Raw genomic sequence first — 17,685 nt, forward strand, 5'->3', positions numbered from 1 at the left:
CAATGAAAGAGTTTGACATGTAAAGAGAAAGAGGCGCGTTAGGGCTATTTTTTCCCGGCAAAAATACCCGCGGCAGACGAGCCCGTTTTGGAAAGTGCCCACGTACCTCCGATCTCGTTAGCCTCAGGACCGTAAAAGCTTCCTTTGATCGATCCGGTATTATCCGTACCGTTCAATCCGCCTGCAAAGCCGTTTCCGCTGATAGAGACCGCATTTAAATTGGTTGTTGCATAAGACGCGCCGCTTGATGCATAATTGACGTTCATCGTACCCGTAATCGTACCGCTAGCAAAATTTGCATTCATCGTATGGGTACCGTTCAAGGTTTTCAATGCGCCGCTTTCATAGCTCATACCTTGTACCGTGCCGTTATAGGTTGCCGTTCCGCTTGATGGCATGGAAGTAGTCGGAGTCAATTTTCCCGCAATCCAACGTGACCCGTCTACGACCGTTTTGTGAGAAGCCGAGAGTTCGGTGCTCCACGTTCCCCATGATAGATAGTTGTAGCTATCGTTTTCGCTCATGGTCGTTGCCGCATAGGTTGGAACGCTTCCCGAATCTTTCATCGCAACGAACGCATTTTGGTTGACGTATACGTTTGTGTCGGTATAATCCGTCGTAAGCGTTCGATTGGTCGATCCGTCCGTAACCGTGATGGACGCTTTAACCTCTCCGGTTGAAGGTTTCAACGTCATTTGTACATCATCCGTCGTCGTACTAGCGTCGATTGCAACGGCACCGGTTGAACGGTTGGCTACGAAACCTACCGCATGTCCCGACCAAACTTCACCGTCGCTTGGCGTGTAAGATTTTGCAACGGTTTTCGTATTGACATACCCGCTCATCATCATCGAACTTAAAGACGGCGTACCGCTTTCACTGTAGTACGTCGCCCCGAATGTTCCGCCCATACCGTTAGGATAAGCGTTTCCATAAAGCTGAAGCGTCGTCGTGTCACGCATAGCATCTTTGATGACTCTGGGTAGATTACTGCTTTCAGATGCGCTCAACCGACGTGTTTTAAACGTATAGTTTCCTGAAATTTCCAAAGCGGCTCGATCGATGTCGCCGACAAAAATCGTCGTTCCTTCGGCACTATCCATCAATGCGTTCGTATCAAACCCATACACTTTACCTGTCGCCCAATTGACAAATAGCTTCATCGTATCGGAAGCATAAGAAGTTTTTGTATAAGGAGAAACGACTCGTTCGCGAATATCGTAGGTAGAAACACCGGTCGTAGGAAGTTTGGAGGAAGAACTTAAGCGCTCCCCGTAATAGCCTTCAACGGTACTTGAACCGTTTTGCAAAATATACCTAAAGAAATCTTGATCGCCGTCGGCATGAAAAACGGAAGCACCGCTCATATCTTGACCGAAAATAGACGTTGCGTCGCTAATCGAACCTTGATAATATTCCGTTCCTACGACGTGTGCCGCACTCGCCGTATCGATGCTAAAGGTGCTATCGCTTTGGTTGGGATAGGTAAGCGTAAACGTTAGGATTTTACCGCTTGCGTCGCTTGACGCGGTGACGCTACTAGGGGTTCGTACGCGCCAAACCGTACTGTCGATTTTGGAGACCATACCGCCCGTCCATTTATTATCGGCGACCGCATCGTAAATAGCGTTTAAAACGGCATCTTGAATATTGGATACGTCGGTTAAGCGCATATAAGACCCGCCCGTAGCATCGGCAATTTCAACGGCGGCATCTTGCATTTGTTGACCCGACGTCGAAGCATAGACGTTGGATGTTTGTCCCACGTTAATTCCCGAAGTGTCGATGAACACTATTTTCGCTCCGGCGGCAATCGCCAAGGCTTTGAGCTCTTTTTCATTGACACTGTTTTGCCACGAAGGTGCGTCTCCGAAAACGACGATGACTTTTTGAGCACCGGTTCTCCAATTGGTTACTTGTCCACTGGCAAGCGAAGCATTGCGCGGGGTTGGGGCACCTGAATCAATGACTTGCTGAATCGCATAAAAGTTACCTTCTTCCCAATCGCCGCCGCCTGACGCATACCATTGATTGATCGCCGTTGTTACAGCGGTATCACTATTTGTAATCGGTTGAATAAGTTGATACGAAGATGTCGCCGTTTCTCCACCTTCGCTAGGATCTCCGAGGTAACGCCCGACGCCAAACTGCGCATTGACTTTGGCAAAACGACTATCGGCGCGTAGGGCGTCTAAGATCGCTTGCGCATTGGTTTGAGCACTACCGACGAGCCCACCCATACTTCCGGTATTGTCGGCTAAGAGAAAAATATCGACATCATGCTTGGCAAGCAATCGGTCAAGCTCAAGTTTTCGTGCCTTTTCGATCGTTTTAGTATTATCTACCACTTTGGTGCTTAGAGCGTCTTTTAAATAGGCATCGGAAGACCATGCTTCCATTATAGGCAGAGGCATAGTGTCGCTTTCTTTTGCGGAAGCAAGCAGTACAACAGGTGTTTCAACTTCGTGCATATCATATGCAACTTTGTCTTTCTTGGTCGTTTTTTGATTATGTTCAAAATCAACTTTAATTTGATTGACTACTTTTCTCAGTTTTTCAACATTATTGTTATAGATTATTTCCATTGCAGTAGATGCATATAATAATGGCTCGTTTGTCATAGGATTTTTAAGATAGTCACTAGCGATATGATCATACATATCAAGACTGTTCAAAAATGTTTTTTTCAGCATAACATCTGCTTCTACTTCAATTCCCCAAAGTGTTGTTTTCATATTTGCTTGAATGAATTTTTTATCTTGTTCTATACTTTTTCGCAAGTTTTGTATTGCCTGATTATTCTCATTTATTGCTAAACGAATTATGCTTTCAATTTCATCCGCATTTTTTGCATTTGCTAATTTCGCACTATAAAATGGATTTTTAAGACGGTCGGTAACCCCGTTGAGAATGAGATATTTTGCTAGTTCTCCTTCTGTTTGAATCATGTTTAAATAATTTTGATTGATTTCTCTTTTCTTGTCTAATGTAGCTTCATAGGTTTGTTCAACATCGTTGAAAGCACTTGCAAATCCAAAAGCAGGTCCAATGACAGGAGCTAAAGCTAAATCAGAAAGTGCTGTATTAAAATAATCTCTTACACTAGCTTCCCCCATTTGTATTTTTGCGGCTAACTCTCCGGTACTTTTTCCAGCATCGTATGCATTAATAGCTCCACCAACAAGCGTTGTTGTCGCTTTTAGGTTTAAGGTTCCTTTTAAATCTTTTGTTAATGTTTGTATATTTTTTTCAACAGTTGATGCTCTGCTTTCAAGCTTATGCAATCCTTCTGTAGTGCTTTTAATGTTCTTATTTTCAATTGCTTTTTTGGTCGATGATAAATTTTTCTCTTTATTTCGTAATTTAGTTTCCATATCTTTGATTTTTTCGTCAGATGCCTTCCATTCTTCCACTATCGCTGTCATATTTCCAATACCTTGTTCAATAAACCAAGTTGGATCAATAATATCAGCCGATACCCCTCCGCTCAACACCATGCACGCCGCTGCTGAAATGGCTATTTTTTTCATTGTATTTTTCATTGTTTGCCCCTAGTCTTTAATGTTAAAAATTTTTGGTCAACGTTAGCATTGTTTGTTGACGGTTATAGTCGTACATGTCGATGGTGGAACTGTTTTTTGTGTAGGTGTACGAGAGGGTCACGTTTGCCGCCCATTCTTGGATTTGGTAGTTGAGGTTGGCGGTTGCGTCAAAACGTTTATCGACTCTTCCCGTGGCATATGCGGCTTCGATGCCGTCGTAATCGGTTTTGCTATAACTGGGAGAGATATAAATGCTCCACTCGGCATTGATGGCATTAAAATAACCGACGTTGACGCCTTTAGAATTGTTTTCAAAAGTTTGGACGCCCGAGTTTTCATGCCCAAAATAGCCACCGAAGGTAACGTATGAATGGTTATCTACTAAATAGCGCAAAGACGGCGAAAATGTGATGGCGTTACCGTCTCTATCGCTGTTATCGTAGTAGTGCTTTTTTTGAAGCGCAAGGCTTGAGATAAGTAAAAGTTCTTGGGAGAGCGCATAACTGACTTGCGGTACGATACCGTGGCTAAAGGAGTAATAATCTTTGTCGTGACCGATCTTAATGCGATTGACGACATAAGGCAGGGCAAACGTCCAATCGCCTTCTTTATACCCAAAACCCGTCGAAAGGGAGAGATTGGTCGAGTCGTACGTATTGACTTTGCGGTAGTCGATCGTGCTGACGCCGATGCTGTTTTGCCATGACCATTCATCTGACATGTCATAACTATAATCCGCTCCCGCTTTAAGCGTTAACGCCCAATCTCGCGTATTTTTTGCATTTTGATCGAGGGTAAACGGCAAGTCGTACATTAATACGGAGTCGATGCTCGGTCCTTGATTGGCGTTGGTATCGTACATGTAGCCTGCGCCGACGTAAGCGTTCCATTTTTTAGGAGACGAAGCGTCGATAGTCGCTAAGAATCGATCGATATTCTCGCCGACTTTCGCCGGAGGATTTGCCGATTTGACGTCTTGAAGTAGACGTTTTGCTTTTACTTGGTCTTTTTCCAAATAATACACTTCGGCTAACTCAAGCTTAACGCGTAGGGCGTTGGGTTCTTTTTCGAGCAATTCGGAAAAATAGGCTTCGCTCTCTTTTAATTTGCCCGTTTCTTTTGCCGACATCCCCAGTAAAAAAAGTCCTTGATTGGAAAGCGATTTGTCCGCATACGCAGGTGTTAACAACTCGTAAGCAATTTGCGGTTGATCGTTTTGTAAAGCCTCTTGCGAACGCACCAAAATACCTTGATCTTCTTGTGCAAGAAGATTCAGTGTTACTAAACTCACTAAAACCGTTATCTTTCGATACGAAAACCTCTTCATAAATCCTGCCCCTCTGTCATAAAATCTTTATCGTATATTGTAGTATCGATGCGTTACGCCCTCCGTTATATTTTTTACTATGTACGATTTTTTGATAAATTTATCGTATGAAAGGTATACTTTTTGAAAAAAATGAGCGGATAAGCGATGCAAAAACTTCTTTTGTGGTGTTTGTGGGTACTTTCTTTATCGGCGGCTTCGATCGATATAGGGCAGAGCGATAACGTCTCGTTACTGGAACACGCCGAAATCTACCTTGAAAAAGGTGCAAACTTTGAAGTCTCGGACGTGCCGCCGCAAGAGGTCTTTCAGCCTTACATGTCATCTTTTATCAGCCAAGGGTATTTAGCCGATGAAGCGGTTTGGGTGCGTTTCAACCTCAAAAATGAAAGCGCCGTAACGGTGAAACGTTTCTTACATGTCAATAACTCGATGCTTGATAGCGTCGTGCTGTATGATAGCAATGGTAATGTGTTCAAAAGCGGTATTCTGTATCGAACAGTATTTAGCGATATTTTTGATTATTACTTTTCGGTTGAACTCAAACCCTTAGAAGAGCGAACGTTTTATCTCAAAGTTTTGAGCAACAGTTGTGCGACGTACTTTCATGTGCATTCTGAGAGTGAGGCGGTTTTATGGCAAAAGACACTCAAGAGAGAGCTTATCTTAACGCTTTTATTTTCCGTCATGGGAACACTCATCGTTTACAATACCTTTATTTTTCTTTTTACCAAAGAGCGCGTTTATCTTACCTATGTGTTTTATTTGTGCGTGGTGGTTTACAATAACCTGACGTATACGGGGATGTCTTTTTTCGTAATGGAACCGTTTTTATCGCATCAAGAGATGCTTGCTTGGGCGCATATCGATGCTTATTTGGGACCTTTATTTACGATTGCCGTTTCCGTGGCGATTATAGTCTTTATTCAAGATTTTATGCGGATAAAACGCTACCCAAAACTGTATCGAAGTTTTCAATGGCTGTTGTTAGGAAGTGCCGGTTTTTCATTGCTTTATCTTGTGATCAATGAGGGCATGTTTGAGTGGATTATGTATTACATGTGCTTTATTTTGCTCTACATCTTGGCTATTGCCGTTTACCTCGTGTATAAGCAAGAAGAAAACAGCGTTTATTTCCTCGTGAGTTGGGGTGTCAATATCACGGGAACGTTCCTATTTTTACTTTACAATATGGGCGTTTATATCCCCCATAACGGCGAGTACTGGTACTTTTACGAGTTAAGCATGGTCTTTGAAGGACTTGTCTTTTCTATCGTGCTCTCTAAAAGGCTCAATCGTACCAAAGCATTGGCAAAAGCGTTGGATACCGAACGTATTTTGATACGGGAATTGCATCATCGCGTTAAAAACAATCTCCAGTTTATCGTCTCTTTGTATCGACTCAAGTTGCGTCCGAGCTTGGATGCTATCGGGAAGGCAAAGCTCGTCGAAGCAGAGAGTAACGTGCGCTCTATCGGTAAGATTCATGAGATTTTACATGCGCATCAAAATATCTCGGAACTCGCCGCTTCGGTGTATATCAACGATCTGATTAAAGAGATTAAACGAGGGTATCCGCAAAGCAACATTACCGTGGTGATCGAAGCGGACGAGGTGGTTCTCTCGATCGATCATGCGATTTATTGCGGTTTGATTATCAACGAGCTGGTGACCAATGCGCTCAAATACGCTTTTGACGCACATGAAGGGGAAATCATTCTCCAACTCACCTATGCGCAAAAGACGTACAGTTTGGAAATTTACGATAACGGAAAAGGGTTTGAATGGGGCGAGAAGCGCGATTCTTTCGGGATCTCTTTAGTCAAACGGCTAATACACGATGAACTTAAAGGAACGTTGCACTACGAGCATGCCCATGGGAGTCATTATACGATTCGATGGCGCTAGTCGTTGAGTTTGTATCCGCTGTATTTGACGACTTCAAACGAAAGTTCGGGTAGTTTTGTGCGTAAACGATGCATCAATTGCCTTCGCGCCGTATCGCTGATAACGCTATCGGACCAGATGACTTCGTCGATGTAAGAGAGTGGAACGATTTTACCGCGATTGTGAAGCAACAATAAAAAAAGTTGTTGTTCTTTTGCCGCTAAAATGACCGGTACGTCGTTTAAATAGAGCTGTTGATGTTTGATACTGTAAACGTAGCCTTGTCCGATGTCGATAAAAGCAGAAGTCTCTTGAATCCTAAGCGCGCATAAACGTAACGAAGCGATCAGCTCTTCTTCGCGAAACGGTTTTAAAATATAGCCCGTGATACTGATGGAAGAAGCTCTTTTAAGCGTTGCTTCATCGCTAAAAGAGGTCAGAAAAATCACATGTGAATGGTACAATTGTTGGAGCATTTGCGCCGTTTCGATACCGTCGATTGAGCCTTTGATCTGAATATCGGCTAAAACGACGTGAAGGCGGTATTTATGGGCAATTTTCATAGCACTTGGCGTATCCGAAGCGATAAAAGCGTGAAATCTAGGCAAGGTGTCGACGATGCTTTTAATATCCAAAGCAATAATCGGATCGTCTTCTAAGATAAGGACATTGACCATAAAACCTCTTTAGAACGTAAATAGCGGTAGTATAACATGCGTGCGTTACGCATTGCGTTATAAAACCGCAGCGTCTTAGGCTGCGGTTTGGGATTTGGGTTTCATCGATTGAAGTTCAATGATGCGAAGGATAATCGCCGAGTAGTACGGAATACTTTGAATCAAAAGCGTAAACGCAAAAACGTAAATTTCGGTAATGCGCGTAAAATTGGTAAAGTAAAGCGCAAAAAATGAAATCGTTAGTAAGCTTGCCAAAATCATCTCGTGACGGATCGGATTTTTATTTACTTTTTTCGTATTGCCGCCTTTTTCGGTACGTTTGAACGGAAGCCCGTCTTTTACGAATCCGTCGTAAACCGCTTTAAAGATGACCAGTTGGAGGCTCATCGATGCAATCGCACTCAGAATCGTCTCTTTAATGCCCATTTTGACGCGGGTATGGTACAAAATAAACGCATGCAAGATGTTAACCAAGAAGGCAACGACGATAGGCAAGGTCAGCGGCAAGGTCGGGATCGTAACGCCGACGAAAATGATAAACGGAACCCAAAAAATATTTAAAAATGCAGTCATCGCGCCGAATGCGTCGGAGAGCCAGAAAAACCAACCTGCGACGAAGTGGTATTTTTGGTACGGTGTTAAGGTTTTGGAAGAGGGCATAAAATGACGCCAATGCTTTTTCAAAATCTGAATCGCACCGTACGCCCATCGATGGCGTTGCGTTCGAAACGCTTCAACGGTATCGGGCAATAGTCCCCAGCCGTAACGGCGGTTCGTGTAGTGTGCGCTGTAGCCCGCTTCAAACAGGCGAAGTCCCAATTCGGAGTCTTCGACGATCGTATACGTCGTCCAATCTCCCACTTCGTGCATCGCCGAGAGGCGCGCCATGAGCATCGTTCCGTGTGCAACGATGGCGTTTTCTTCGTTTCTTTCCACCATACCGATGTCGAAAAAGCCCGCATACTCGGCATTCATCGCTTGCTTGATCAAGGATTCGTTACCGTCTCTGTGATCTTGCGGTGCTTGAACGAGCGCGACTTTAGGATCATCGAAAAGCGGTACGAGATCGACGAGCCAATGATCGCTTACGACGTAGTCCGCATCGATGACCGCTAAAATCTCGGCTTTTTCGTTCGTGTGTTGGAGGGCAACGTTGAGCGCACCCGCTTTAAATCCGGTACAGGTAATGTTTAAAAAGACGAATTTGTCGCCGAGTTTTTTGCAATGCTCTTCAATCGGTTTCCAGTAAAACTCTTCGGACGTGTTGTTGATGACGACCAAAACTTCGTAATTGGTGTATTGCATTCTGGAAAGCGCATCCAGCGTTTCGATGAGAACGTGCGGTTGCTCTTTGTATGCGGGCACGTGAATCGAAACAAACGGAGCGTGTTCTAGTTTCAGGTGAAGCGGTACGAGACGCTTAGGCGCAATACCGAGCGTACATTTGAAGAGCTCGTTGATCTTTGCCAGCGTGATGATGACCAAAGGAATCATTAAAATAATACCCATCACCCACATGACCCACATACCGAAGTTCATATAGTAAACAAACGGATAGGTTGCCGCCATAGCGATACCAAATCCCATCGCCTGAGCCGCGGCGGCAAAGGTCATGGAATGCGCGAAATTGACGCGCTGGTTGCGCAGACCGAAATAGGTCAGTAAGATGCCTAAAAAGACGGCTCCCGCCATTTGGTAACGCCAAAGAGGGTTTAAAACGGTTTGTTTAACGAAGTGAAATTTCGGTTGTTTGTTAATATCGAACAGTCCCCAGTAAGGTCCAACGCTTCCCTCGTGAACGCCTTTCCACGGCTGATCGAATGCTTCGACGATATTATAACTCCATTTGTTCGCTTTTGCCATCTCTAAAAAGCCCGTAATCGCGGCGATTTGATTGCTAAGCGTGGCTTCGGCTTTTTCATTGTTGTAACCGCTGCTCGGCCAACCGAATTCCCCGATCGTAATCGGTTTTTTAGGATACATTGCGGCGATGGCGTCGTATTTTTCCTTGGCGAAAGCCAACGTTTTTTCGATAGGAATTTTTTCCCAGTAGGGAAGAATATGCACGTTAATAAAATCGACATGTTTGGCAAGTTCTTTGTTGGTCAGCCAGACATGTTGCACCTCCGCAGACGTTACCGGAATCCGCGTACGTTTGGAAACGCGGTCGATGTACTCGATGAGTTCGTCGGACGTTAAATCGGCACGCAGCAAAACCTCGTTTCCGACGATGATGGAAGCGATACGCGGTGCATACAGTTTGGTTAATTCAAACAGGGTTTCGATTTCGCCTTCGTTGGCACCTTTATCGGTGGAGAGCCAAAGACCCACGTCGACTTTGAGCTTGGTATCGCCGACGTTTTCCAAAACGCGTTTAGCGTCGCTGATAGCATAGGTACGAACTTTACGCGCGATACTCTCGATAATTTTCATATCGTCGGCGATTTCTTGATTGCTTTTGGGTGCTTTATCGAAACCTTTGTACGGCGTGTACGAGAGGGACTCGATTTTATCGCCGATTTGAGGGGACGTAACGATTTTGTCGCCGCCTCGCGTCCAAATGAAAACTTGCACCAACGAGGTGAGGAGAATAGACAACAGAATGTATTTGAAATATTTCAATCGAATGCTCCAAAAAGGATAATGTTTTTAAGCCGCACGCGGTGCCGCTAAAAAGTAGAAGATTTTACAACAACTTTGTTTAAAAAAATGAAGCCTATGGTTCCGAGATAGGTTTTTTCCCTTGAAGAAAACGTTCCAGCTCCTCTTTCAAAAGCGGTTTCGCAAAATAGTATCCTTGAAAAAGATCGCATCCCAAAGTGCTCAAAAGCTCTTTTTGCGCTTGAGATTCAACGCCTTCGGCAACGACGCGCATCCCGAAATTTTTCGCAATCGCTATGATATTGCGTACCGTACTTGCCGATACGTCGTCTTTTAAAATTTCGTCGATGAAGCTTTTGTCGATTTTGAGCTCATCGATAGGAAGTTTGCGTAGCATGCTCAAAGAAGAGTACCCCGTCCCGAAATCGTCCATCGAAATTTGAATGCCCATCGTTTTAATCTCTTGTAAAAGCGGTACTAAAAAATGAAGATCTTCGATAAAGAGATTTTCCGTGACTTCCAGCGTTAACGAAAGCGACCTAATGTGCGTTTTTTCAATCGTTTCGATTAGATGTCGTAAAAAAGAGGGGTCGGTGAATTGGCGTACCGAAATATTGATCGAGACGCAAAAATCGTATCCGAGGCGTTGATGCATGTCGTGCATTTGCGTACAAACGCTTTCAAGAATAAATCGTCCGATGTTCGGCATTAAACCCGAAGCTTCCGCTAAAGGAATAAACAGATCGGGAGCAACGGAGCCTAAGTGTGCATTGTTCCAACGTACCAAGGCTTCGACTCCGTGAAGCCTCTCTTGCGCGTCGACTTGCGGTTGGTAGACCATAAAAAGCTCATGAGTGTCGAGGGCTTTTCGTAACTCCTGTTCGACGTGAACGTTACGTAGAAAACCTTCTTGCATCGTTTCGGCAAAAATATGCGCACTGTTTTTGAGTTTTTTGGAAGCGTAAAGGGCAATATCCGCCGCACGCATTAACATGTCAAGGTCTTCCCCGTGTTGAGGGTACAGTGCAATGCCGACGCTAGCGCCGATCGTGAAACGTAACGTATCGATCGTATAAGGCTTGGAAAGAGTCTCGATGAGGTGCGTCGCAAAATCGAGTACCGCTTGCTTTTCAGACAGCTGCGTGAACAGTATAAATTCGTCACCGCCGTAACGGATAATTTCGGCGTCGGAGGGCAGAAGCGTTTTTAAACGGTTCGCGATCGCGACCAAGAGCCTATCGCCGTAGTGATGTCCGAAGCTATCGTTGATATTTTTAAAATGGTCCATATCGATATATAAAAGCGTAAACGGAGGTGCGTCTTTTGCGATTCGGTTTGAACTCACGGTTTGTTGTAAATAGTTGCGGTTGGGTAAGTCGGTGAGTTGATCGTGCGTCGCTTGGTACGTTAAATCCGCACGGCGCTTGGATTCTGCTTGCGCAATAAAGAGGAACAGAAGGTAAAAAACCGTACCGAAAAGAAGAAAAACGCCTGCATACAGTCCGAGCGTTTCCATAAATTCTCCCACAATAACGTCAAAAGAGGTTTGTGCCACGATCCAAAGTTTATATTGGGCATTGTATTTCAACGAAGAGAGGTAGCGACGAGAATGTTCGTCTTGATAGCGAAACGACACTAAAAGTTCGTTGTTTTGCAACGTTTGAGGATTGAGTCCGTACGTATCGAAAATCGTGGTCCAAATACGCTCCATCGTCTCGGGAGGAAAAGGCTTTTGATAGGTTCGGTTGTACTCGTCGTGTTCTTGCGAACGGTATTGTAGATACGAATCACTCTCGCGAATCACCGAGACGACGAGATTTTGGCGATAACGCACCGTGCTAATTAAGCGGTCGAACGTGCTGGTGAGTTTCAAAAGCGTGGTCATTACAAACAGAGGCTTTCCCTCGGTATCGCGAATCGTTTTACGAATCGGCATCGCCCATTTTTGAAGTTCGGGCGTAAAATAGGTGCGACCGAAAACCATCCCTTTGTGTGAAAGCGCGTCCATAAAAGAGGCATAACTTTCGGGTCTATTTTTGAGATTGGGAATACGCGTGGGATCGCTATCGGAACTGCCGTAGAGAAAAACGCCCTCGGGCGTCGTGACGCCGAATGCCAAAACGTCGGGGTTGTCTAAAAGTGCTCGGGCGTACTTGCCGATACCGGAAGGGTGATGTACGTAACGGTCGTCTTCGGCGATAGCCGCTCCTAAAACGTCCATCAAACGCTCTTGCGTATCAAACAAAGAGTGGGTTGCGTTGGCGATCAGTTCGACGGTATTTTCTTGCGCAATTTGGTACTTTAAAGAGATGTTTTGCCATTTAAAATAGCTGAGTAAAAGAAATAAGATAACGGCGGTTAAGGTTAAGCTGTAAAAAATCAACCAAATATTTTTTTTGAAAAGTGCCACCAAGCGTTCCTTACCACAATCTACGTGCATTAATTGTAGCATTTTTTAGTCTGATTGGGCGATAAATCAAGATAAAAGAACCTTAATGGTATAATCCGCGAAAAACTAAAGCGAGTATGTATGGTCGAAGTCAACAATCTAACGATGCGCTTTTCGCATCAGCTTTTATTTGAAAATATCAATCTGAAATTGGACAAAGGCAAACGCTACGGATTGATCGGCGCAAACGGAGCGGGTAAAACAACGTTTTTAAAAATTTTATCGCGCCAAATCGAGCCGACCAGCGGCAATATTTCAATTGAAAACGGTCTTCGCGTCGGCGTTTTAAATCAAAATCAGTATGCGTTTGAAGAGTATACCCTTAAAGATGCGGTTATGTACGGCAATAAAAGATTGTACGATGCAATCAAAGAAAAAGAACATTTGTATGCAACGGGCGATTTTAACGACGATAAAGTCAACGACCGCTTGGCGGAGTTGGAGATTATCTGTGCCGAAGAAGATCCGACCTATGAAGTGGAAGTAAACATCGAAAAGATTTTAGCCTCTTTGGGCTTTTCGGTCGATATGCACGACATGTTAATGAGCGAACTTACCGGCGGCGATAAATTTAAGATTTTGCTAGCACAAGTGCTCTATCCCAAACCGGACGTTTTATTTCTCGACGAGCCGACCAACAACTTGGACTTGGAAGCGATTTCGTGGTTGGAAGAACAGTTGGTGCGTCATGAGGGTACGATGGTCGTGATCTCACATGATAGACACTTTTTAAATGCGGTCGTGACGCATATTTTAGACGTCGATTTTAAAAAGATTCGCGAATTTACGGGCAATTACGACGAATGGTACATGGCGGCAAATTTGATCGCCAAACAGCAAGAGATGGAGCGCGATAAAAAGCTCAAAGAAAAAGAGGAGCTCGAAGCGTTCGTGCGCCGTTTCTCCGCCAACGCGTCTAAGGCCAAACAAGCGACTTCCCGTCAAAAACGTCTTGAAAAGCTCGATATCGCCGATATTCAAACCTCTTCGCGAAGGGATCCGAGCATCGTGTTTCGCATGGGGCGCGACATCGGTAACGAAGTCTTGGAAGTCGAAGGCATCGAAAAAAGCTACGGTGATCAAAAAGTGTTGCATTCGGTTTCGTTTAAAGTCGAAAAAGGCGAAAAAATAGCGTTAATCGGTCATAACGGCGTCGGAAAAACGACGTTGTGCAACATCATCATGGAACAATTGGAGAAAGACGCCGGAACGATTAAATGGGGCGCGACGATTATCCCGAGCTATTTCCCTCAAAATACGACCGATATGATTAACGGTGATTTGCAGTTGTTTGAGTGGTTGCAACAATTTGACGACAAAAAAGATCTGGACGAGATTCGTAAATGTTTGGGGCGAATGTTGTTCTCGGGCGAAGAGCAAAAAAAAGGCGTCGGACAACTCAGCGGCGGGGAAAAACACCGTATCGGACTTTCGAAAATGATGTTGGAAAAAGGCAACTTTTTAGTGTTAGACGAGCCGAACAACCACCTCGATCTTGAGGCGATTATCGCTTTGGGCGAAGGATTGTTCAAATTCCCCGGCAACGTGATTTGCGTCACGCACGATCGCGAACTGATCGACGCGTTTGCCAACCGAATTATCGAACTTCACGCCGATGGGAGTATGATCGATTTTAAAGGCAATTACGAAGCGTTTCGAGAGACGTATGGCCGATAAAAAAGCCCCTTTTACGATCGGCTCGTCGTTAGATTGTATTCAAGCGTGGGAAATGGAGGAAGAAAAGTCCTCCGTGCTTACATGTGAGTTTAAAGAGCCTTGCAAGCACCTTTTAGTCATGCATATGGAAAAACGCCAAGGCAAGCCCGTCAGTATCGTCGAGCCTTTTTTTCTAGGCAAAGAGGCGTTGAGCACTTTGTGTTCGCAGTTGAAAAAAAAGTTGGGAAGCGGCGGTACATGTAAAGATGATCGATTGGAATTTCAAGGCGAATGCCGCGAAAAATTAAAAGTATTACTGCAAGCGCAAGGATTTCGTTTTAAAGGATAAACAGTGTCGACTCTTTTAATCAACGCGTTGTTACCGATTGCTTTGATTATTTTTACGGGCTACCTTTTTAAGCATATGAAATTTCCTACGGCGGATTTTTGGCCGAAGATGGATCGCTTTACGTATTACGTTTTGATGCCTTCGTTGTTGGTTTACGAACTCGCCGTCGCCAAAATCGACGTGAGCCATACGGTCAATTTGGTGGCAATCAGTTTGTCGGGAATTTTTCTCGTTCTGGTACTTTTGATGTTGCTTAAGGGCGTTTTCCATTTTGAAAACCGAGCGTTTACCTCTATCGTTCAAGGCGGCATTCGTTTTAATACCTATGTTCTTTTGGCTCTGGTCAATGCGCTTTACGGTGCACAGGGCTTGGTTTTAAGCGCAATCGTCATCGCCTTTGCGATTCCGTTCATCAACGTCTTGTGCATTAGTGTTTTTGCGATTTATACGCGCGAGGGAACGTTTTCGATGAAACGTTTTTTGACGACGGTCGTGAAAAATCCTCTGATCGTCGCATGTGCGATCGGCGGATTGCTCAACGTGCTTGGAAACCCTTTACCGACTTTTATGCTTAAAAGTATCGCAATTATCAGTCATGCGGCATTGCCGATGGGTCTTTTATCGGTCGGCGTGGGATTGGAGTTAAAGCATCTAAGCCATGCTAAAAAAGCTCTGGTCGTCTCTTCGAGTGCTAAATTGGTCGTTTTTCCGCTGATCGCTTATGCTTTAGGAACATGTACGGGGTTAAGTGGCATGAGTTTGAGCATCGCCGTTATTTTTGCTTCGATGCCTACGGCAACGTCGGCGTATATTTTAGCACGCGAAATGGGCGGAGACGTCAGCTTGATGGCGTCGATTATTACCGTGCAAACTTTGGCATGTATGGGAACGCTTTTCTTGATTCTTCCGTTACTCTAAACAAAAATCCGTTTTAAAACGACGGATCTCGCTCATCGAACCCATAACGACAAGAACGTCTCCGGCGTCGAGCTTATGCGTATGTCCTTCGGTAATGAAAATAAACTCTTTGGTTAGTTCTTTATCGTGGAGTCCTAACAGTAACATGTTATACGCTTTCCATGCGGAATATTGGCTCAGAAGCGTACCGTTGAGAGGCGACGTCTCGGTCACGGTCAGTTGCGCCATATTGACGTCTTCTTCTCCAAAAATCGTTGTTTCGACGATTTGCATGACTTCGGGTTGCGTAATAAGCTTGTAAATTTTTTTACCCGTAATTTGGTAAGGATCGAGAATGGTCGTCGCTCCGGCAATTTCGAGCTTATGAACGGCATCTTTCGTGTGCGTGGTCGCAATGATAGGAACGTTTGGATCGATAGCGCGCACGGAAAGGGTTAAAAAGACGTTGTGTACGTCGTCGTCAAAAAGGCAAAAGACGAAACCGACGTTTTGAGCGATACCGAGCGATTCAAGCGCATCGTCGTCGCCGTAGTCGCAGACGATCAGATCAAATCCCTCTTTTTGCGCTTTGACTTGGGATGCAGGATCGTAATCGACCAGACTGAACGCGTAGCCTTGCTTTTTAAGTTTCGTCGCAATTTCCAGTGCCGTACGGCTGAAACCGAAGAGTAAAATCAAAGCATTGCTCATTCGCGACTCCTCTTCTCGTTTTGTTTGCGAAATGCGTTAATGGCGTGTTTACGCCCCATGACGATGAGACTGTCGTGCGGTTGTAAGATAAAATCGTCTGCAGGGTTGAAGAAAAAGCATTTATCACATGTACCTTCGTCTTGACGTACGATGCCGAATAAGAGCAAACGTTTGGCATATAAGCTTAAAGAGGCGACCGTTTGACGGTTGAAAAAAGAGTATTCATGCACAAAAATACTTTCAAACACAATGCCCGTATTTTCGCTGAGCATCCCTTCCAATGCGGCATAGGAAACCGGTTGTGTCACCAGTTGCGCACCCATCAGACCGATCGTTTCATCGGCACTAAACGCATAATTTGCACCGGCAAGCAAATACTTTTTCTTGTGCGCCGCTTTAATGACGCGCGCGATAATCGTCGCGTGAGGACTTAAGCTTCGAGCGCTCAACGTGATAAAAATATTCAGTTCGTCGCTGTTGGTTGCACAAATGATATGCGTAGCACGTTTATCGATACCGAGTGTTCCTAACAGTTTGCTTTTGGAGGCGTCGCCTACGATACCGATCAATCCTCTTTCTTGCGCAAGTTTGATTTTAGCGGCGTCCGTATCGATAATCACCAAAGCGTTTCCGTCTTCGTGGAGCATTTTTGCGACGACTTCGCCGACTCTTCCGTAGCCGCAAATGAGAATATAGCGTTCAAGCTTTTCGATGTCGTAATAAAGGCGGCTTTCTTTAAGTTCGACGAGTTTGTTTTGAAACGACGAGACGATAATGGATGTTAAAAATGCCAACACGCATATGCCGAGAATAATCAACACCATCGCAACGACCATACCTTCTTGCGTTAAGGGGACGATGTCTCCGTATCCGACGGTTCCCATCGTAACGATAGACCAATAAATCGCATCAAAAAGCGTGTTGATTTTCGGATTTTGATTGGTTTCAAAGATATAAATTGCCGAACTGCCCGCAAAAATTACAAAACCCGCAAAAATTGCCAAGGTCATAAGCTCAAATTTCTTTTCATGTAAAATGGCGGCAAACGTTTTCATACTTCTGGCATAGCGAAAGAGCTTAAAAATACGGAACAGAAGAAAGATACGCAAAAATCGAAGCGGTCTGTAACTAGGCAGAATTGCTAAAAGATCGATAATTGCCAAAAGCGAAAAAACGTAATCTAATTTTTTACGAACGACTTTGGCAAGCGCACGTCCTAAGGAAAAAGGGAGATTGTTTTTAAGTGCGTATTCATAGTGTTCGATAATAATCGCATGGCTATCGGAATAGATCCAAAATCGTAAAAGATACTCTAAAATGAAGATGAAAAGCGATCCTTGAATGATCCATTCAAGGACGGATTCATCGGGATGCTTGACTTCATAGAGTAAACATAAAACGCTTAAGACGACTAAAATGACCATAAAAATATCGAAATAAAACTTGATTTTGGAATGAGGGTACTCTAAAAGTGTGCGTGCAGCTTCTTTCAAACGTCGGTAAGAAACGCTGGTGTCAAGAAAATAAGCGAAACGAATCACTAAAGTAGCCAATGACACAAGGCGTTCCTTAAAAGTTAATTTGGTTAC

Annotated in this window: 11 protein-coding genes; 4 read left to right on the top strand and 7 right to left on the bottom strand. The window is 44.4% G+C overall.

Annotated elements, in window-relative coordinates:
* Positions 1-44: 44 nt before the first annotated feature.
* Both NL930_RS03630 and NL930_RS03635 read right to left on the bottom strand, forming a co-directional pair.
* A complete protein-coding gene (locus NL930_RS03630) occupies positions 45-2,471 on the bottom strand; it encodes a transferrin-binding protein-like solute binding protein (RefSeq protein ID WP_354672764.1) in 2,427 nt (808 codons plus the stop codon).
* Between the two features lie 1,093 nt (positions 2,472-3,564).
* Positions 3,565-4,869 carry a surface lipoprotein assembly modifier gene (locus NL930_RS03635; protein ID WP_254377365.1) on the bottom strand — a complete coding sequence of 435 codons (1,305 nt, stop codon included), beginning with the start codon at positions 4,867-4,869 and terminating at the stop codon, positions 3,565-3,567.
* A gap of 147 nt (positions 4,870-5,016) precedes the next feature.
* Between NL930_RS03635 and NL930_RS03640 the strand changes: the two genes are divergently transcribed.
* Positions 5,017-6,777: a 7TM diverse intracellular signaling domain-containing protein gene (locus tag NL930_RS03640; protein WP_254377364.1), complete on the top strand. Its 1,761-nt coding sequence runs from the start codon at positions 5,017-5,019 to the stop codon at positions 6,775-6,777.
* Here NL930_RS03640 and NL930_RS03645 read toward each other — a convergent pair.
* The 3 genes from NL930_RS03645 to NL930_RS03655 form a co-directional block, all read right to left on the bottom strand.
* Positions 6,774-7,433 (bottom strand): response regulator, encoded by a 660-nt coding sequence (locus NL930_RS03645; RefSeq protein WP_039674108.1) that lies wholly within the window; start codon positions 7,431-7,433, stop codon positions 6,774-6,776. The two genes, NL930_RS03640 and NL930_RS03645, sit on opposite strands and share 4 nt — an antisense overlap.
* 75 nt (positions 7,434-7,508) lie before the next feature.
* A complete protein-coding gene (locus NL930_RS03650) occupies positions 7,509-10,055 on the bottom strand; it encodes a glycosyltransferase (RefSeq protein WP_039674106.1) in 2,547 nt (848 codons plus the stop codon).
* Between the two features lie 94 nt (positions 10,056-10,149).
* On the bottom strand, positions 10,150-12,444 hold the full coding sequence (locus NL930_RS03655) for an EAL domain-containing protein (RefSeq protein ID WP_254377363.1): 2,295 nt from the start codon (positions 12,442-12,444) through the stop codon (positions 10,150-10,152).
* A gap of 120 nt (positions 12,445-12,564) precedes the next feature.
* On the opposite strand from NL930_RS03655, the gene NL930_RS03660 reads away from it, so the two are divergent.
* Genes NL930_RS03660 through NL930_RS03670 form a run of 3 tightly spaced genes read left to right on the top strand, consistent with a single transcriptional unit; the run spans position 12,565 to position 15,406 of the window.
* The gene (locus tag NL930_RS03660) at positions 12,565-14,160 is read left to right on the top strand and encodes an ABC-F family ATP-binding cassette domain-containing protein (protein ID WP_039674104.1); all 1,596 of its coding nucleotides are present in this window, start codon (positions 12,565-12,567) and stop codon (positions 14,158-14,160) included.
* On the top strand, positions 14,150-14,488 hold the full coding sequence (locus tag NL930_RS03665; RefSeq protein ID WP_039674102.1) for a translation initiation factor: 339 nt from the start codon (positions 14,150-14,152) through the stop codon (positions 14,486-14,488). Before NL930_RS03660 ends, NL930_RS03665 begins: the two co-directional genes overlap by 11 nt.
* Positions 14,489-14,491: 3 nt before the next feature.
* Positions 14,492-15,406, top strand: a complete 915-nt coding sequence (locus NL930_RS03670; RefSeq protein WP_254377362.1) for an AEC family transporter — start codon at positions 14,492-14,494, stop codon at positions 15,404-15,406.
* Here the strand turns inward: NL930_RS03670 and NL930_RS03675 are convergent.
* Both NL930_RS03675 and NL930_RS03680 read right to left on the bottom strand, forming a co-directional pair.
* Positions 15,398-16,096: a TrkA family potassium uptake protein gene (locus NL930_RS03675; protein ID WP_254377361.1), complete on the bottom strand. Its 699-nt coding sequence runs from the start codon at positions 16,094-16,096 to the stop codon at positions 15,398-15,400. The two genes, NL930_RS03670 and NL930_RS03675, sit on opposite strands and share 9 nt — an antisense overlap.
* Positions 16,093-17,655, bottom strand: coding sequence for an NAD-binding protein (locus tag NL930_RS03680; RefSeq protein ID WP_254377360.1), 1,563 nt, complete (start codon positions 17,653-17,655; stop codon positions 16,093-16,095). Before NL930_RS03680 ends, NL930_RS03675 begins: the two co-directional genes overlap by 4 nt.
* Positions 17,656-17,685: the final 30 nt, after the last annotated feature.

This window comes from Sulfurospirillum sp. hDNRA2 (genome assembly GCF_024206095.2).
Taxonomy (GTDB): Bacteria; Campylobacterota; Campylobacteria; order Campylobacterales; family Sulfurospirillaceae; genus Sulfurospirillum.

Excerpts from the sequence above, each read along its gene's own strand:
- NL930_RS03630 (WP_354672764.1), bottom strand. The coding sequence starts at position 2,471 with ATGCACGAAGTTGAAACACCTGTTGTACTGCTTGCTTCCGCAAAAGAA.
- NL930_RS03635 (WP_254377365.1), bottom strand. The coding sequence starts at position 4,869 with ATGAAGAGGTTTTCGTATCGAAAGATAACGGTTTTAGTGAGTTTAGTA.
- NL930_RS03640 (WP_254377364.1), top strand. The coding sequence starts at position 5,017 with ATGCAAAAACTTCTTTTGTGGTGTTTGTGGGTACTTTCTTTATCGGCG.
- NL930_RS03645 (WP_039674108.1), bottom strand. The coding sequence starts at position 7,433 with ATGGTCAATGTCCTTATCTTAGAAGACGATCCGATTATTGCTTTGGAT.
- NL930_RS03660 (WP_039674104.1), top strand. The coding sequence starts at position 12,565 with ATGGTCGAAGTCAACAATCTAACGATGCGCTTTTCGCATCAGCTTTTA.
- NL930_RS03665 (WP_039674102.1), top strand. The coding sequence starts at position 14,150 with ATGGCCGATAAAAAAGCCCCTTTTACGATCGGCTCGTCGTTAGATTGT.
- NL930_RS03675 (WP_254377361.1), bottom strand. The coding sequence starts at position 16,096 with ATGAGCAATGCTTTGATTTTACTCTTCGGTTTCAGCCGTACGGCACTG.